This window comes from Cohnella massiliensis (genome assembly GCF_900169535.1).
GTDB classification, from domain to species: Bacteria; Bacillota; Bacilli; order Paenibacillales; family Paenibacillaceae; genus Cohnella; species Cohnella algarum.
This window is the reverse complement of the sequence record NZ_LT821241.1, coordinates 1-16,260: the sequence shown is the minus strand read 5'-3', so window position 1 is coordinate 16,260 and position 16,260 is coordinate 1. Positions and strand designations below refer to the sequence as shown.

16 protein-coding genes are annotated in these 16,260 nt (G+C 59.7%); all 16 read left to right on the top strand.

From position 1 onward, the window contains the following. The first annotated feature begins 222 nt into the window (after positions 1-222). Positions 223-1,161 (top strand): quinolinate synthase NadA, encoded by a 939-nt coding sequence (gene nadA, locus B7E11_RS00080; protein ID WP_080831616.1) that lies wholly within the window; start codon positions 223-225, stop codon positions 1,159-1,161. A gap of 35 nt (positions 1,162-1,196) precedes the next feature. Further along, positions 1,197-2,813, top strand: coding sequence for an L-aspartate oxidase (gene nadB, locus B7E11_RS00075; protein ID WP_080831615.1), 1,617 nt, complete (start codon positions 1,197-1,199; stop codon positions 2,811-2,813). Beyond that, positions 2,806-3,705 carry a carboxylating nicotinate-nucleotide diphosphorylase gene (gene nadC, locus B7E11_RS00070; RefSeq protein ID WP_080831614.1) on the top strand — a complete coding sequence of 300 codons (900 nt, stop codon included), beginning with the start codon at positions 2,806-2,808 and terminating at the stop codon, positions 3,703-3,705. Before nadB ends, nadC begins: the two co-directional genes overlap by 8 nt. After that, positions 3,702-4,466 carry a type III pantothenate kinase gene (locus tag B7E11_RS00065; RefSeq protein ID WP_080831613.1) on the top strand — a complete coding sequence of 255 codons (765 nt, stop codon included), beginning with the start codon at positions 3,702-3,704 and terminating at the stop codon, positions 4,464-4,466. The genes nadC and B7E11_RS00065 overlap by 4 nt, the downstream gene beginning before the upstream one ends. Before the next feature lie 27 nt (positions 4,467-4,493). Beyond that, the gene (hslO, locus tag B7E11_RS00060) at positions 4,494-5,372 is read left to right on the top strand and encodes an Hsp33 family molecular chaperone HslO (protein WP_080831612.1); all 879 of its coding nucleotides are present in this window, start codon (positions 4,494-4,496) and stop codon (positions 5,370-5,372) included. A gap of 13 nt (positions 5,373-5,385) precedes the next feature. Next, positions 5,386-6,294, top strand: coding sequence for a peptidylprolyl isomerase (locus tag B7E11_RS00055; protein ID WP_080831611.1), 909 nt, complete (start codon positions 5,386-5,388; stop codon positions 6,292-6,294). A gap of 172 nt (positions 6,295-6,466) precedes the next feature. Then, a complete protein-coding gene (cysK, locus tag B7E11_RS00050; protein ID WP_080831610.1) occupies positions 6,467-7,405 on the top strand; it encodes a cysteine synthase A in 939 nt (312 codons plus the stop codon). Positions 7,406-7,586: 181 nt separating this feature from the next. Further along, positions 7,587-9,179 (top strand): anthranilate synthase component I family protein, encoded by a 1,593-nt coding sequence (locus B7E11_RS00045; RefSeq protein ID WP_080831609.1) that lies wholly within the window; start codon positions 7,587-7,589, stop codon positions 9,177-9,179. A gap of 19 nt (positions 9,180-9,198) precedes the next feature. Further along, positions 9,199-9,780, top strand: coding sequence for an aminodeoxychorismate/anthranilate synthase component II (pabA, locus tag B7E11_RS00040; RefSeq protein WP_080831608.1), 582 nt, complete (start codon positions 9,199-9,201; stop codon positions 9,778-9,780). Then, a complete protein-coding gene (gene pabC, locus B7E11_RS00035) occupies positions 9,777-10,664 on the top strand; it encodes an aminodeoxychorismate lyase (RefSeq protein WP_080831607.1) in 888 nt (295 codons plus the stop codon). Before pabA ends, pabC begins: the two co-directional genes overlap by 4 nt. After that, positions 10,661-11,527: a dihydropteroate synthase gene (gene folP, locus B7E11_RS00030; protein WP_080831606.1), complete on the top strand. Its 867-nt coding sequence runs from the start codon at positions 10,661-10,663 to the stop codon at positions 11,525-11,527. Before pabC ends, folP begins: the two co-directional genes overlap by 4 nt. Positions 11,528-11,533: 6 nt before the next feature. Further along, the gene (gene folB / locus B7E11_RS00025) at positions 11,534-11,926 is read left to right on the top strand and encodes a dihydroneopterin aldolase (protein ID WP_080831605.1); all 393 of its coding nucleotides are present in this window, start codon (positions 11,534-11,536) and stop codon (positions 11,924-11,926) included. A 7-nt stretch (positions 11,927-11,933) separates the two neighbouring features. Continuing rightward, a complete protein-coding gene (gene folK, locus B7E11_RS00020; RefSeq protein ID WP_080831604.1) occupies positions 11,934-12,440 on the top strand; it encodes a 2-amino-4-hydroxy-6-hydroxymethyldihydropteridine diphosphokinase in 507 nt (168 codons plus the stop codon). A 3-nt stretch (positions 12,441-12,443) separates the two neighbouring features. Then, a complete protein-coding gene (gene dusB / locus B7E11_RS00015) occupies positions 12,444-13,472 on the top strand; it encodes a tRNA dihydrouridine synthase DusB (RefSeq protein WP_080831603.1) in 1,029 nt (342 codons plus the stop codon). Positions 13,473-13,717: 245 nt separating this feature from the next. Beyond that, positions 13,718-14,194, top strand: a complete 477-nt coding sequence (gene greA, locus B7E11_RS00010) for a transcription elongation factor GreA (protein WP_080831602.1) — start codon at positions 13,718-13,720, stop codon at positions 14,192-14,194. 222 nt (positions 14,195-14,416) lie between these two features. Next, positions 14,417-15,919, top strand: a complete 1,503-nt coding sequence (lysS, locus tag B7E11_RS00005) for a lysine--tRNA ligase (protein WP_080831601.1) — start codon at positions 14,417-14,419, stop codon at positions 15,917-15,919. Positions 15,920-16,260: the final 341 nt, after the last annotated feature.

Below are 16,260 nucleotides of genomic sequence, written 5' to 3'. Positions count from 1 at the left end.
CCTTTTATAGAATCATCCTATCATACCCGTACAGATCGCGCATTTGAAATCGGCCGCCGTCTTTTTCCGAACTTTCATTGACAGCCCTATTTCCCGAGTGTAAATTAATTGTTGAACAGTTTGTGAGGCGACCCATGAAAATGTCGCGAATTGTTCAAACTAATGAAAGATCGACAACAACTTTGTGCTTATATTCACAAATTCAAGCGAGGAGAATCCGCCATGGAAGCCTTGGCCCTGGAACGCAAAGCGGAGCAAAACCGCGAGCTGCGCGAACGGCTGCTGCAACTGAAAAAAGAGCGCAACGCCATTATTCTCGCGCACTATTATCAGCGGGATGAAATACAGGAAGTCGCGGATTTTCGCGGGGATTCGTTCCTGCTCGCCCAGAAGGCGGCGGAGACGGATGCCGACGTCATCGTGTTTTGCGGCGTGCATTTTATGGGGGAGAGCGCCAAAATTCTCGCCCCGAACAAAACGGTGCTCGTGCCCGACGAACGCGCCGGCTGCCCGATGGCCGACATGGTCAACCCGATCGGCCTGAGGGAGCTGAAAGCGAAGCATCCGAACGCAAAAGTCGTCACGTACATCAATTCGTCCGCCGACGTCAAGGCCGAAACGGACATTTGCTGTACGTCCTCGAACGCGGTCAAGGTCGTCAACTCGATCGACGCCGAAGAAATTATCTGGTGCCCGGACAAAAACCTCGGCCACTGGGTGCAGCAGCAAACCGGCAAAAACATGATTATTTGGGAAGGTTACTGCAACACGCACGACATGCTCACGATCAAGGACGTCGTGGAGATGAAGGCGAAGTACCCGAACGCGCAGTTCGTCGTTCACCCCGAGTGCCGCCCGGAAGTCGTCGAGATGGCCGACTACGTCGGAAGCACGACCGGCATCCTCAAGTATTGCCGGGAATCGGACTGCAAGGAGTTCATCGTCGGCACGGAGGACGGCACGGGGTACCAGCTGCGGCTGGACAGTCCGGACAAAACGTTCCATTTCGCTTCGAAATTCCTCGTCTGTCCGAACATGAAGGTCAACAACCTCAAAAAAGTCGTCCGCTGTCTGGAGACGATGCAACCGCAAATTTACGTGCCTGAAGATGTAGCCGAAAAAGCCAGAACGTCGCTCATGCGCATGCTGCAAGTGAAGTAGCATGCGCTACTTTCTTCATGAGGAGATCTCCGATCATGATTCCACGTTATATAGTCGATTTCGATCCGCGCGAGCTGCCCGAGCATAAAACCGACGTTATCGTGATCGGCGCCGGCATTGCGGGCCTGTTCGCCGCCCTTCAGGCGAGCCGCAGCGGCAAGCGGGTGCTGATGATCACGAAAAAATCGCTGTTTGACAGCAACACGAGGTATGCCCAAGGCGGCATCGCCGCCGTCATTTCCGAGGACGATTCGCCCGAATTTCATCGGCAGGATACGCTGATCGCCGGGGTCGGCCTTTGCGATCCGGAAGCGGTCGACGTGCTTGTCCATGAAGGGCCCCGCGGGGTGGAGGACCTCATTCGCTACGGAACGCATTTCGACGAGGAGAACGGCCTGCTGGCATTGACCAAGGAAGGCGCCCACAGCCAGCGGCGCATTTTGCACGCCAACGGGGATGCAACCGGTTTCGAAATCGTGCGGGCGCTGGCGGAAAAAGTCGGGGCCGATTCCCGGATCGAAGTATGGGAAAATCATTTTGCGCTCGATCTGCTCACCGAGGACGGGGAGTGCCGGGGGGCGCTCGTCCAGAAGCCGAACGGCGCGCGCGTCGTCGTGCTCGGGCTCGCGACGGTGCTGTGCACCGGAGGCACGGGGCAGCTGTATCGCTACACGACGAACCCGGAGGTGGCGACCGGCGACGGCATCGCCATGGCCTACCGGGCCGGGGCCGTCATTCGCGACATGGAATTCATCCAATTTCATCCGACTTCGTTATGCTACCCGGGAGCGCCGCGCTTCCTGATTTCCGAGGCGGTGCGGGGCGAAGGCGCCGTGCTTCGGAATATTCGGGGCGACCGCTTCATGGAAAAATATCACCCGCAGCTGGAGCTCGCGCCGCGCGACGTCGTGGCCAGGGCGATCGTCAGCGAAATGGAAGCGACGAAATCGACCTATGTCTATATCGATATTACCCATGAAACGCCGGAGCTGATCAAGCACCGGTTTCCGACCATTTTCGAATACTGCCTTAATTACGGGCTCGATATGACGACCGACTGGATACCGGTCGCGCCGGCCGCCCACTATATGATGGGCGGGGTTCGGACCGACCTGAACGGGGAAACGAGCATTCCGCGCTTGTTCGCCTGCGGTGAGGTATCGTCGACCGGCGTGCACGGCGCGAATCGGCTGGCGAGCAATTCGCTTTCGGAAGCGATCGTGTTCGGCCGCCGGATCGTGGAAAGGATCGGCACGTTGCGGCCGCTCGCCGCGGGCGTGCGGTCCGGAAGCGGCGAAAGCCGGAAAGCCGGCCCGACGGGCGCGATCGTCGAACGGAGATTGAAGCTGCAAAAAGTGATGGTCCGTTCGGTGGGGCTCAGGCGCAATCGGTCCGGTCTGCAAAAAGGAATGGACGAGCTGAACCGCCAGCTTCCCGTGTTTCAGACGGCGCTGGCCAAACCGGAGGAGCTCGAGTTCGCCAATCTGCTGACGTGCGCGCTGCTCACGACGGAAGCGGCGCTCGCCCGCGAGGAAAGCCGGGGCGCGCATTATCGCGAAGATTTCCCGGAACGGAACGACGAGGCATGGCAAAAGCACACGGTGCTGCACCGAGAAAACGGAATCGGCGAGGAGGTTGTCGGACATGTTTGAGCGGGAGAGCGATTTTCGGATCGGGGGACCGGCGGTCGACGCCATCCGCGCGCAAATTCGCGCCTGGCTTGCGGAGGATATCGGCAGCGGCGACATCACGACGATGGCGACGGTGCCGCAAGGCCATCGCTCGAGCGGCATTATCCATGCGAAAGCAAGCGGCGTAGCAGCGGGCATGCCGCTCGCCCGGATCGTCTTCGAAACGGTCGATCCGTCGTTGGCGTTCGAAGCGAAAATCGCCGACGGGACCTTTCTTGAAAAAGGGACGGTGCTGGCGGTCGTCGAAGGCTCGACGCACAGCATTTTGACAGGGGAGCGCCTTGCGTTGAATTTGCTGCAGCGGCTTTCCGGCATCGCTACCCAGACGAAAGTTTATGCCGATGCGGCGGCCGGATACTCCGTCAAAATCGCCGACACCCGGAAAACGACGCCCGGCCACCGCACGCTGGAGAAATACGCGGTGCGGATCGGCGGGGGCTACAACCATCGCTACGGCCTTTACGATGCCGTCATGATCAAGGATAACCACATCAAGGCGGCGGGCGGCATAACGGAAGCCGTGCGGGCCGCCAAGTCAAGGGCGCCGCACACGATGAAAATCGAGGTGGAGGCCGAGTCGCTCGCCCAGGCGGAGGAAGCGGCCAAGGCCGGGGCGGACATCGTCATGCTCGACAACATGCCGACCGACCGGCTGCGCGAAGCGGTCGCGCGCGTGCGCGAGCTGGATCCGCACGTGCTGCTGGAAGCGTCGGGCGGCGTTCGGCCGGAACGGGTGAAGGAGCTGGCGGCCGCCGGCGTGGACATCATTTCGGTCGGGAGCCTGACGCATTCGTTTCAAGCGCTGGACATCAGCCTTGACCTTAACGCGATCAAAGAGGGGGCAAGTTCGTGATTTTGGTCGTCGATGTCGGCAATACGAATATCGTGCTCGGTCTCTACGATAACGGTACGCTCAAGCAGCATTGGCGGCTGAGCACGAACCGTTCCGCTACCGTAGACGAGTACGGCATTCAGCTTGTCACGCTATTTCAATTCGCCGGAGTGAAGACGGAACATATCGAAGGCGTCATGCTGGCCTCCGTCGTTCCGCCCCTCATGCCGACGCTCGAACAATTGTTCCGGAAATACGTCGGGCGCGAGGCGCTCGTCGTCGGACCGGGGATCAAGACCGGCCTGAACATCCGGTACGAAAATCCGAAGGAGGTCGGCGCGGACCGGATCGTCAACGCCGTGGCCGGTATCGAGCATTACGGCGCGCCGCTCGTCGTCGTCGACTTCGGGACGGCCACGACGTTCGATTATATCGACGCCTCGGGCGCTTATTTGGGCGGGGTCATCCTGCCGGGGATCGGCATTTCCGCGGAGGCTCTGTACCAGCGCGCTTCCAAGCTGCCCCGCGTCGAGCTGATCAAGCCGAAACGCGTCGTCGGCCGCAATACGGTATCCGCGATACAGTCCGGGCTCATATACGGCTATGCGGGACAGGTGGACGGAATCGTCAACCGGATTCGCAAGGAGCAGGGGGAAAACCCGAAGGTGATCGCCACCGGCGGGCTGGCGGAACTGATCGCCGGGGAGTCGGAGACGATCGAGCACGTGGACCCGCTGTTGACGTTGGAAGGGTTAAGAATGATTTACGAACGGAACCGATAAAAACAAACGAAAAAAGGAGCGAGAGGGATGAAGGACCAACTGGTACGCGGAACGGCGTGGAATGACGGAATTCGCGTGTTCGCCGCCAGAACGACCAATCTCGTCGGCGAGCTGCAGCGCCGCCACGATACGTACCCGGTCGCCACGGCGGCGCTCGGCAGAACCGCGACGGCCGCGGCCATGATGGGCGTCATGCTGAAGGGGCAGGAGAAATTGACGGTTCAGGTGAAGGGCGACGGCCCGATCGGCCAGGTGGTGGTCGACGCCAATGCCTCGGCCGAGGTGCGGGGGTATGTCGATTTTCCGCATGTCCATTTGGCCAGCAACGCGCAAGGAAAGCTGGATGTCGCCGGGGCGGTCGGCCGCAACGGCTATTTATATGTCATTAAAGACCTGGGGCTGAGAGAGCCCTACAAAGGAAGCGTCCCGATCATATCGGGAGAGCTCGGGGAAGATTTTACTTATTATTTCGCGCTGTCGGAGCAGACGCCTTCCGCGGTCGGCCTCGGCGTGCTCGTGGATACGGATCATTCGGTCCTCCATGCCGGCGGATTCATCGTGCAGGTCATGCCCGGCTTGGACGACGCGGGACTGTCCCGGCTGGAAAACGCCGTCGCGGCGATGCCGCCGGTCACGGCGCTGCTGCAGCAGGGAGAAACGCCGGAAAGCATCCTGAAATTTTTGGTCGGCGACGACCTTACGCTGCATGACGAAATGGAGCCCCGGTTCCAATGCCATTGTTCGGTCGAACGCGTCGAACGGACGCTCATCAGCATGGGCGCGAACGAGCTGCGGCAGTTGATCGACGAAGACGGGCAGGCGGAGGTACACTGTCATTTTTGCAACGAAACATATGCATTCGACGCTTCTCAATTAGAAGCGCTGCTCCGGCGGGCAGAATCATGAGGGGTTGAACGCGATGAGACGAACGAAACGGCAGCCGTATCCGCCGGTCGTTCTGCTCGCCATCGTCTTCTGTATCCTCATCGGAGAAACGGGCTGCATGGCCGGGAATTCGGATTCCGACACGGTTGCCACCGTCGGCGGCATCGACATCACGCGGCAGGAGCTGCTTGACGAGCTGCAGGAAGACGCCGGTGCCCAAACATTAAGGACGATGATGTTGCGAATCGCCGTCGACAAGGAAGCGGAGGAAGCGGGAATCGAAGTTTCGGAAGCCGATCTGGACCGGGAGCTTCGGCGGCTGGCCGAAGGCTACGGCGGACTCGATCTCTATTACGAGGCCATGAGCGGCCAGCTCGGCATGGATCCGGAGGAAGTGCGGGAAGATGCGTTGTACCGGTTGAAGTTAGAAGAGATCGCGATTCGGCCGATCGAGGTGTCCGACGAGGAGATTCGGGCTTATATAGCCGATCATGCCGACGAATTCGGCCCCCAGGTCGAGCTGCAGCTCTCCCGGATCGTCACCGGGGAGGCCGAGGAGGCCGAGCTTGTGATGCGGAAGCTGGAAGAGGGGGAGAACTTCGCGGATCTCGCGAGGCAATTTTCCTCAGACGAATGGACGGCCTCCGAAGGCGGAAGCCTGGGCTGGGTTTCCGGCACGGATCCGTTCGTCGGCGCCGATGTGCTGAGCGAAGCCTTGCGGTTGGATGTAGGCCAAATCGTGGGACCGATCGCCACGGAAGAGGGCTATCAAATCGTGATGGTCACGGGCCGCAAGGACAAGCCGGCGGCGGAGGCCTCTTTGGCGGAAGAGACGGCCAGACGTCATTTGGCGCTCGAGAGCGCGGGGCCGCTTCCTGACCTGGAGCAGGCGCTTTTGGACAAGTACGGGGCGGTCGTGCGGGATGAGGAGTTGAAGTCGTAGCCCGGTTCGAGACGGGATCGGCTTCGTGCGAATCGGCGGCATGGAAACGGTAACAGCTATTGACATTGCGGACATTCATTGATAAGATGAATCTAACGAAATGCCTACTGAAATAGTCGGATTAAAGGGCGGGCGACATCGGTCGTCCCCATATTCGGGAGGGAATTTGTCCATGGCCAAAATTGTACAAAATGTCACCGAGCTGATCGGCGATACGCCGCTTGTGCGCCTCAACCGCATCGTGCCGGAAGGCAGCGCGGAAATTTACGTAAAGCTGGAATATCAAAACCCGGGCTCCAGCGTCAAAGACCGGATCGCCATCAGCATGATCGAAGAAGCCGAGAAGGAAGGCCGGATCAAGCCGGGCGACACGATCGTCGAGCCGACGAGCGGCAACACCGGGATCGGCCTGGCGCTCGTCGCCGCGGCGAAAGGCTACCGCGCCGTCATCGTCATGCCGGAAACGATGAGCTTGGAGCGCCGCAACCTGCTCCGCGCTTACGGAGCCGAGCTCGTGCTGACGCCGGGATCCGAAGGCATGAACGGCGCCGTCAAAAAAGCCGAGGAAATCGTAGCCGAAAATCCGAGCTATTTCCTGCCGCAGCAATTCAAGAACAAAGCAAACGTGAAAATTCACCGCGAAACGACCGGCCCGGAAATCGTCGAAGCGATCAACTCCCTGGACGGAAAGCTGGATGCGTTCGTGGCCGGCATCGGCACGGGCGGCACGATTTCCGGCGCGGGCGAGGTGCTGAAGGCCAACTTCCCGAACATCAAGATCGTCGCCGTGGAGCCGTCCGCTTCCCCGCTGCTGTCCGGCGGCAAGCCCGGCCCGCACAAAATCCAAGGCATCGGCGCGAACTTCATTCCGGAAATTTTGAACCGCGAAATTTACGACGAAGTGATCACCGTGGAAAACGAAGAAGCGTTCGAAACGGCTCGCACCGTCGCGAAGAAGGAAGGCCTGCTTGTCGGCATTTCCTCCGGCGCCGCGATCCATGCCGCGCTCAAAGTGGCGAAGGAGCTCGGCGAAGGCAAGCGCGTCATCGCGGTCGTTCCGTCCAACGGCGAACGCTACCTGAGCACGCCGCTCTTCAACTTCGAAAATTAATCTTCAGTTCGGCCATAGGAGCTCCCGCTATCGCGGGGGCTTTTTTAATAAGGAATGTTTAAAATCTTCAATGAGCCTGCAAGCGGCATTTCGTCTAATGCCGCAGCCGGTTACGCTTTGTTCCGGCGTTCGAATCCTGTATAATAATGGGCACTAACGAGCGATGGGCGGGGGATCGGGCTTGATTTTGACAACTTGGGAGACGTGGTCGGGGTGGATTGCCGAAAAGGCGTACAACCGGCTGCCTTTCATGGCGGAATACCCGCTTGAGGCGGGCGAAGACCGCCCTTCCCGATGGCGGCGGGCTTGGGAAGAAGCGGATGCGGGCGCCTTCGTGCTGGAAAGCGGCAAAACGGGGCGCTATACGTTTTTGGGCTTGCGGCCGACCGAGACGATCCGGGGCAAGGACAGGCGCGCCGAGGTCGCGACGCCCGGGAACGGGGGAACGATGACGGCCATGGCGGGGCTTCCGCTGGACGTTTTGCGCTCCTGGATGGGCAGGCACCGCGCGCCCAGGCTAAAAGGGTGGCCGAAATTCGCCGGCGGATGCGTCGGGTTTTTGAGCTACGATGTCGCCCGCTCTCTGGAGCGGCTGCCCGATTCGGCCGCGGACGATCTCGCGCTGCCCGATTACGCGTTTATGCTGGTGGACGAGCTGTGGATCGTCGACCATGAGCGTTCCGCGCTGATCTGCGCGGTGCATTCTCCGCTGCCGAACGGCTGCGGACCGGAGACCGGGCGCGAAGCGTACGAGCGGGCGGCCGCCCGGACGGAAGCGATGAAGCGGCTGTGGGACGATCTGTCCGCCGCGGGACGGGAGGCTTCCGCAAGGCGGGAAGCCGCCGACCGTCAAGCCGCGATCGCCTCGGACCGCCTGCAGATCGACGTGGAGGCGATCCCGGGGCTTACGACGTCTTTCGACAAAGAAGCGTTCAAAAGCGCGGTCCGGCGCATCCAGGACTATATCGCGCAAGGCGACGTTTTTCAGGTCAATCTGTCGCTCCGCCAAAGCCTGCCGATCCGCTCGCGCCCGGAAGAGCTGTACGAGTGGCTGCGGTCGTTCAATCCGTCTCCGTACATGGGTTTTTTGCGTTTTCCCGATTTTTCCCTCGTTTCGGCTTCGCCGGAGCTGCTCGTCAAGCTGGAGGACGGGCGGATGAGCGCGCGACCGATTGCCGGCACCCGCCGGAGGGGGCGGACGGACGAGGAGGATGCGCGGTTCGAACGAGAGCTGCTGGCGAGCGAAAAGGAGCGGGCCGAGCATATTATGCTCGTCGATCTGATTCGCAACGATCTCGGCCGGGCGGCCGCCTACGGTACGGTCAAGGTGCCGGAGCTGCTTACGATCGAGCGCTACTCGCATGTCATGCACCTCGTATCCCAGGTGGAGGGACAAGCTGCCGAGGGCAGGGATGCCTATGACGTGCTGGCCGCCGTTTTTCCCGGAGGCACGATTACCGGGGCGCCGAAAGTGCGCACGATGGAAATCATCGAGGAGCTGGAGCCGGTCCGCCGCGGGCCATATACCGGGTCGATCGGATGGATTGACTATGCGGGCAATATGGAATTTAATATTATTATCCGCACGATGGTCGTGAAGGACGGGATTTGCCATATCCAGGCGGGCGCCGGCGTCGTCATCGATTCCGAGCCCGAACGGGAATTTTACGAATGCTTGAACAAGGCCAAGGCGCTTTGGAAAGCGGTGCAGTACGGGGAAGAAGCCGGCGCGGGGACGAACCGCGAACCGCCGCAAGCTCTTGAGCCCGTCTGACTCGAAGGAGGAAGCCTTCATGATTTTGGTGATCGACAACTACGATTCGTTTACGTATAATCTCGTTCAATACCTAGGCGAGCTCGGGGAAGAAATCGTCGTTCGCCGCAACGACGAGATCGACCTCGCCGGCATCGCCGCGCTTAAGCCGGATCATATTCTCATTTCCCCGGGGCCGTGCACGCCGAACGAAGCGGGGATCAGCCTCGCGCTGATCGATCGTTTCAAAGGGGAAATTCCGATTTTCGGCGTGTGCCTCGGCCATCAGTCGATCGGCCAGGCGTTCGGCGGCGACGTGGTGCGGGCGGACAAGCTGATGCACGGCAAAACGTCGCCCATCCGCCACGACGGCCTAACGGTTTTCGAAGGCATCCCATCGCCGTTTACGGCGACGCGTTATCACTCTCTGATCGTGAAGAGGGAAACGCTGCCGGACTGCCTGGAAATCAGCGCGGAGACCGAAGACGGCGGGATTATGGGGCTGCGGCACAAAGAGTACGCCATCGAAGGCGTGCAATTCCATCCCGAGTCCATTATGACGGACAACGGGCTGACGATGCTGCGGAATTTCCTCGCCCTCCGCTCCGGCACGCGCGCATGAAGCTTCTGCTTAACGGACAACTGGCAAGCAGCGAAGAGGCCGTGATCTCCGTCTACGATCACGGCTTTCTGTATGGGATGGGATTGTTCGAGACGTTCCGGACGTACGGCGGAAGGCCGTGGCTGCTGGAGCGCCACGCCGGCCGCCTCGCCGAAGGCTGCCGCTTGCTGGGCATCGAATACGAAGCCGATCCGGCGCGGATGAAGCGGGAGACGGCGCGGCTTCTGGAAGCGAACGGCCTTCGGGACGCCTATGTTCGCTGGTCGGTATCGGCGGGCGCCGGTCCGGTCGGCTTGCCTTCGGAAGACTACTCTCGGCCCAACGAGATCGTCTACATGAAGCCGCTGGCCGCGGACGAGCCGTCCGCCCGCGCGGCCAAGACGCTGCGGCTGCTGCGGCTTGCGCGCAGCGGGCCGGAAAGCGACATCCGGTTAAAATCGTTCCATTATATGAATAATATAGCGGCAAAGCGCGAGCTGTCCGCCGGGGGAGCGGCTCCGGGCACGGAAGGATTGTTTCTGAACGAGGCCGGGCACGTCTCCGAAGGCATCGTCAGCAACGTCTTTTGGGTGGGGGACGGCGTCCTGCATACGCCGGAGCTTGCGGCGGGACCGCTGGCCGGCGTAACCCGCGGCTACGTGCTCGAGCTGGCGCGGAATCTCGGGTTGGAGGTCTCGGAAGGACTGTACGCCTGGGACAGGTTGAAGGCGGCCGAGGAGATTTTCGTGACGAATTCCATCCAGGAGATCGTTCCGGTCGACAGGCTGGAGGAAACGGACGGGAGTTCGGCCTGGGAGGCAGTACAGGCAGGGGTCCCCGGACGGTGGACTTCATTGCTTATGAACGCGTATCGGCATGCCGCGGAGACGGGGGAACAACGATGAAACGACCGCTTGTTTTTTATAAGCGTACCTATACGTTCAAGGACGGTTTGACGCTTGAATTCGGCAATCGCACGCTCATTATGGGCATCTTGAATATTACGCCCGATTCCTTCTCGGACGGCGGGCGCTATTTGGACGTCGACGCGGCGGTTGCCAGAGCGCGCGAAATGGTCGAGGAGGGCGCCGATCTGATCGATATCGGGGGCGAGTCGACGCGTCCGGGCCACGATCCGGTGTCGGCCGAGGAAGAGATCGCCCGCATCGTGCCGGTCATCCGCGCTTTGCGGGGGAGCGTCCGCGTTCCGATCAGCGTGGATACGTACAAGGCGAAGACGGCGAGGGCCGCGCTCGCGGCGGGAGCGCACATTTTGAACGACGTTTGGGGGCTGAAAGCCGACCCGGAAATGGCGGCCGTCGTCGCGGAGCACGGCTGTCCCGTTATTTTGATGCACAACCGCAAGAAAATGGATTATGCCGATTTCGTGCCGGACGTGCTGGCGGATCTGCAGGAAAGCGTTCGGCTCGCGCGCGCGGCAGGGGTCGCGGACGATCATATCTGGCTCGATCCCGGCATCGGCTTCGCCAAGGACGACGAACGAAATCTGGAGCTGCTGGGCCGTCTCGGGGAACTCGCGGCGCTCGGCTATCCCGTGCTTCTCGCCGCCTCCCGCAAAACGGTCATCCGCAATACGCTCGGATTGCCCGCGGACGACGTGGTGGAAGGAACGGCGACGACGACGGCGCTCGGGATCGCCCAAGGCTGCCAGATGGTGCGCGTTCACGACGTGAAGGCGAACAAGCGAGTCGCCCGCATGGCCGACGCCATCGTCTACCGCCAGGCCGGGGAAAAGAAGGGGGACTGAGCGCATATGGATCGAATGGTTATGAAGCGGATGGTTTTTTTCGGTTATCATGGGGTCTACCCGGAGGAAAATAAGCTCGGACAACAGTTTATTGTCGATCTCGACATGAAGCTCGATCTGAGCCGGGCCGCTTTGAGCGACGATGTGAACGACACCGTCAATTACGCGGACCTGCATTCTTTTATAAAAGGAATCGTCGAAGGCCCGCCCGTGAAGCTGATCGAGGCGCTGGCCGGCAGGATTGCCATCGGCGTTCTCGAAACGTATACTAGTATCCATGAAGTTACCGTCGGGGTGACCAAACCGAATCCTCCGTTCGACATCCGTTTCGACGGGGTGACGGTGGAGCTTCGCAGGCGCCGGAACGGCGACGGGCAAATCGTTCCCGCGGAGGACTGAATGTTGCGTGTTTGAAGCTTATGCGGCGCTTGGCGCCAATCTCGGAGACCGGGAACGGTCGCTGCGGGAGGCGGTCAGACGCCTGGCGGCGACGGAAGGAATCGAGGTGCGGAGATGCTCCGCGCTGTACGAGACCGATCCGGTCGGATATACGGAGCAGCCCGCTTTTTTGAACATGGCGGCGGCTCTCGGTACGAATCTCTGCCCGCTGGAATTGCTGCGCGTCATGCTCGGCATCGAGCGGGAGATGGGCAGGGTGCGGGACATCCGCTTCGGCCCGAGGACGATCGATCTGGATTTGCTGCTTTACGAAGGAATAGAGCTGGATACGGAAGAGCTTGCGCTCCCGCATCCCCGCATGGGGGAGCGGGCGTTCGTGCTGGTGCCGCTGCGCGACGTTTGGGCGGACGGGCCGGAGGCGTTTCCGTGGAACGGCTTGCTGACGGAACCCGTTTTAAAGGAAGCGGGCATCAAGATATGGGCGCCGTGGGGAGGCGTCCCGAAGGAGCGATGAACGATGCTTAAAATCGGCAACATCGAAATGAACAACAATGTCGTGCTGGCTCCGATGGCCGGCGTTTGCAACCCGGCGTTCCGGCTGATCGCCAAGGAATTCGGCTGCGGACTCGTGTGCGCGGAAATGGTGAGCGACAAGGCGATTTTGCACGGGAACAAGCGGACGCTGGAAATGCTGTTCGTGGACGAGCGCGAGAAGCCGCTCAGCTTGCAGATTTTCGGCGGCGACCGGGAATCGCTCGTGGAGGCGGCCAAATTCGTCGACAAAAACACGAACGCCGACATTATCGACATCAACATGGGCTGCCCGGTGCCGAAGGTCACCAAATGCGACGCGGGGGCCCGTTGGCTGCTGGATCCGAATAAAATCTACGAAATGGTGTCGTCCGTCGTCGACGCCGTCGAAAAGCCGGTCACCGTCAAAATGCGGATCGGCTGGGACGACGAGCACGTGTACGCGGTGGAGAACGCCCAAGCGGTGGAGCGCGCGGGGGGATCCGCGGTCAGCGTTCACGGCCGGACCCGGGAACAATTGTATACCGGGAAAGCGAACTGGGATATTATCAAGGACGTCAAACAGGCGGTTTCCATTCCCGTCATCGGCAACGGCGACGTCTTCAGCCCCGAGGACGCGGAGCGGATGTTGAAGCATACGGGCGTCGACGGGGTCATGATCGGCCGCGGCGCTCTCGGCAACCCGTGGATGCTGTACCGGACCGTTCACTATTTGACGCGCGGCGAATTGCTGCCGGATCCGACCCCGGGCGAGAAAATCCGCATCGCAATGCTTCATCTCGACCGGCTGGTCAACTTGAAGGGCGAAGCCCAGGCCGTTCGGGAAATGCGCAAGCATTTGGCCTGGTATCTGAAAGGGCTGCCGGATGCGGCTCGCGTCAAAAACGAAATCATGGAGATGACGACCCGTTCTGCCGTCGCGGCCAGACTCGATCTGTACGTCCGGACGGTAGAGGAGGAAATGGCCCGCGCGGCCGAATCCGAGCCGGCGGACGGCGAGGCGCTCGTCCATTGAATATGCGGTTTTCCGCTAATTGACATTTCGATGGGGTTGAAATATAATCGTAACCAATATTCTCACGATCGGCTTTGGCAAGGGCTGTCTGAGTTTACGGCTGGCTTGCGGCAAGTGTCATGTCAGCGATAATCAGCCATATATTTGATTAGAAACGGACTGTGCCGAGCCGTCTCGCAAGAGTGGCAGCAGACCGTTCATGCGGACGCATGAAAATTATATCCAGATGACAGGAGATCGATGAGATGGCCGAGAAAGAAGTCCTTCTAACCCCGGACGGGTTGAAGAAACTCGAAGAAGAGCTTGAAAACCTCAAATCGGTCAAGCGCCGTGAAGTCGCGGAGCGGATCAAGGTCGCGATCGGTTATGGAGATATTAGCGAAAACTCCGAGTACGAAGACGCGAAGAACGAGCAGGCCTTCATTGAAGGACGGATTATCACGCTGGAGAAGATGCTGCGCAACGCCCGCATCATCAACAACGACGAAATTGACGTCGACACGGTGGGCATCGGATCGACCGTCGTCGTCGAGGATCTGGAGTTCGGCGATACGCTGGAATACACCATCGTAGGGACGGCAGAATCGGACCCGCTGCAAAATAAAATTTCGAACGAAAGCCCGGTTGGAAAGAGCATACTCGGCAAGAAAAAGGGAGCGACCGTCGAAGTCAACGTTCCAGCGGGTATCATTTCATACAAAATCGTCGAAATCAAGAAGTAACCATCGTAGCGCAAACGCACTTTGGGAATGGCGGTCGGCGCGGGCGGCATCGTGCGGCCGGGGCCGACCGCCATTTGTCGGAAATCCATATTCGATCGCGCGCGGCAACTTTTCTTTCCTTAATGATGAAGGAACATTGGATAAACGTCTCGTCCTCCCAAGGGCGAAGACGTTTAATTGCGTACGGAGGGTTGCAAGGCGTAGGCTGGAGGGAAATTGGTCATGAGTGAAGAAAATCAAATCGAAACTGCCGAACTGAGCGAAATGCTGCAAATTCGGCGCAACAAGCTGGACGAGCTGCGGGAGCTTGGCATCGACCCGTTCGGCGTCAAATTCGAGCGCACGCACCAGGCGGGAGAAGTGGTCCGCCGCTATGACGCGCTGCCCAACGAAGAGTTGGAGGCGCAGAACGTTCAAGTACGCATCGCCGGCCGCATCATGACGAAGCGGGCGATGGGCAAGGCTTCTTTTGCCCACATTCAGGATTTGAGCGGCAAAATTCAGATCTACGTTCGGGCGGACTCCGTTCCGGAGCACAAGTACAAAGCGTTTGGCCTGCTGGATATCGGCGACATCATCGGCGTCACGGGCATCGTCTTCAAAACGAAAACCGGCGAGACCAGCATTAAAGTGAGCGATTTGGAAGTGCTCACGAAGTCGCTCCTTCCGCTGCCGGACAAGTTCCACGGATTGAAGGACGTAGAGACCCGTTACCGCCAGCGCTACGTCGACCTGATCGTCAACCCCGACGTCCAGAAAACGTTCATCGCCCGTTCCCGCATCATCCAGTCGATGCGGCGTTATTTAGACGGGCTCGGCTATTTGGAAGTGGAAACGCCGACGCTTCATTCGATCGCGGGCGGCGCGGCCGCGCGTCCGTTCATTACGCATCATAACGCGCTGGATATGCAGCTTTACATGCGGATCGCGATCGAGCTTCATTTAAAGCGGCTCATTGTCGGCGGCCTGGAAAAGGTGTACGAGATCGGACGCGTATACCGCAACGAAGGGATTTCGACGCGCCACAATCCGGAATTCACGATGGTCGAGCTGTACGAGGCTTATGCCGACTACGAGGACATCATGAATTTGACGGAGAACCTGATCGCCCACATCGCGCAAGAAGTGCTCGGGACGACCAAAATCACGTACCAAGGCCAGGAGGTCGATCTGGCCCCGCCGTGGCGCCGGGTTACGATGGCTTCGCTCGTCAAGGAAGCGGTCGGGATCGATTTTACGCAGCAAATCGGCAACGAAGAAGCGCATCGCCTGGCCAAGGAACACAAAGTCCAGGTGGAGCCGCACATGACGACCGGGCATATTCTCAATGCTTTCTTCGAGACTTTCGTCGAGCATACGCTGATTCAGCCTACGTTCGTCATGGGCCACCCGGTGGAGATTTCTCCGCTTGCCAAGAAAAACGAAGCCGATCCCCGGTTCACCGACCGGTTCGAGCTGTTCATCGTCGCGCGCGAGCATGCCAACGCGTTCAGCGAACTGAACGATCCGATCGACCAGCGCCAGCGCTTCGAGGCGCAGTTGGCCGAGAAGGAAGCAGGCAACGACGAAGCGCATGAAATGGACGACGATTTCATTCGTTCGCTGGAATACGGAATGCCGCCGACCGGGGGACTGGGCATCGGTATCGACCGTTTGGTCATGCTGCTTACCGACGCCCCTTCGATTCGCGACGTGCTGCTGTTCCCGCATATGCGCGGAGAATAAGCTTATGCTTCAGCGCAGCCCGTTTCCGGCGACCGGAGCGGGCTGCTTCTTATTAGAAGGGTAACCGCGCGAATCGAAAATTACGCTTGATTTTTCTGTCAGATAATACCACGCATAAAATGTTTAAAAAACACTTGCAAATGGTTTGTAGGCTATGATATATTAATCAAGTCGCCGTTACGACAGCGACGCGAAAGCGAAGGCCTTCGGGCTGACGCGATTGCTCCTTGAAAACTGAACATCGAGCGTAATTGGAAACAAGTCGAATGCAGGCTTTGAGCCTGTGCGAGACAAACCAGCAATAACTTTTTGAGCCTAAGGGCTCTTCAATAAAGTAGTTG

Excerpts from the sequence above, each read along its gene's own strand:
- B7E11_RS00055 (WP_080831611.1), top strand. The coding sequence starts at position 5,386 with ATGAGACGAACGAAACGGCAGCCGTATCCGCCGGTCGTTCTGCTCGCC.
- nadC (WP_080831614.1), top strand. The coding sequence starts at position 2,806 with ATGTTTGAGCGGGAGAGCGATTTTCGGATCGGGGGACCGGCGGTCGAC.
- nadB (WP_080831615.1), top strand. The coding sequence starts at position 1,197 with ATGATTCCACGTTATATAGTCGATTTCGATCCGCGCGAGCTGCCCGAG.
- folP (WP_080831606.1), top strand. The coding sequence starts at position 10,661 with ATGAAACGACCGCTTGTTTTTTATAAGCGTACCTATACGTTCAAGGAC.
- cysK (WP_080831610.1), top strand. The coding sequence starts at position 6,467 with ATGGCCAAAATTGTACAAAATGTCACCGAGCTGATCGGCGATACGCCG.
- pabA (WP_080831608.1), top strand. The coding sequence starts at position 9,199 with ATGATTTTGGTGATCGACAACTACGATTCGTTTACGTATAATCTCGTT.
- folB (WP_080831605.1), top strand. The coding sequence starts at position 11,534 with ATGGATCGAATGGTTATGAAGCGGATGGTTTTTTTCGGTTATCATGGG.
- greA (WP_080831602.1), top strand. The coding sequence starts at position 13,718 with ATGGCCGAGAAAGAAGTCCTTCTAACCCCGGACGGGTTGAAGAAACTC.
- lysS (WP_080831601.1), top strand. The coding sequence starts at position 14,417 with ATGAGTGAAGAAAATCAAATCGAAACTGCCGAACTGAGCGAAATGCTG.
- pabC (WP_080831607.1), top strand. The coding sequence starts at position 9,777 with ATGAAGCTTCTGCTTAACGGACAACTGGCAAGCAGCGAAGAGGCCGTG.
- nadA (WP_080831616.1), top strand. The coding sequence starts at position 223 with ATGGAAGCCTTGGCCCTGGAACGCAAAGCGGAGCAAAACCGCGAGCTG.
- hslO (WP_080831612.1), top strand. The coding sequence starts at position 4,494 with ATGAAGGACCAACTGGTACGCGGAACGGCGTGGAATGACGGAATTCGC.
- dusB (WP_080831603.1), top strand. The coding sequence starts at position 12,444 with ATGCTTAAAATCGGCAACATCGAAATGAACAACAATGTCGTGCTGGCT.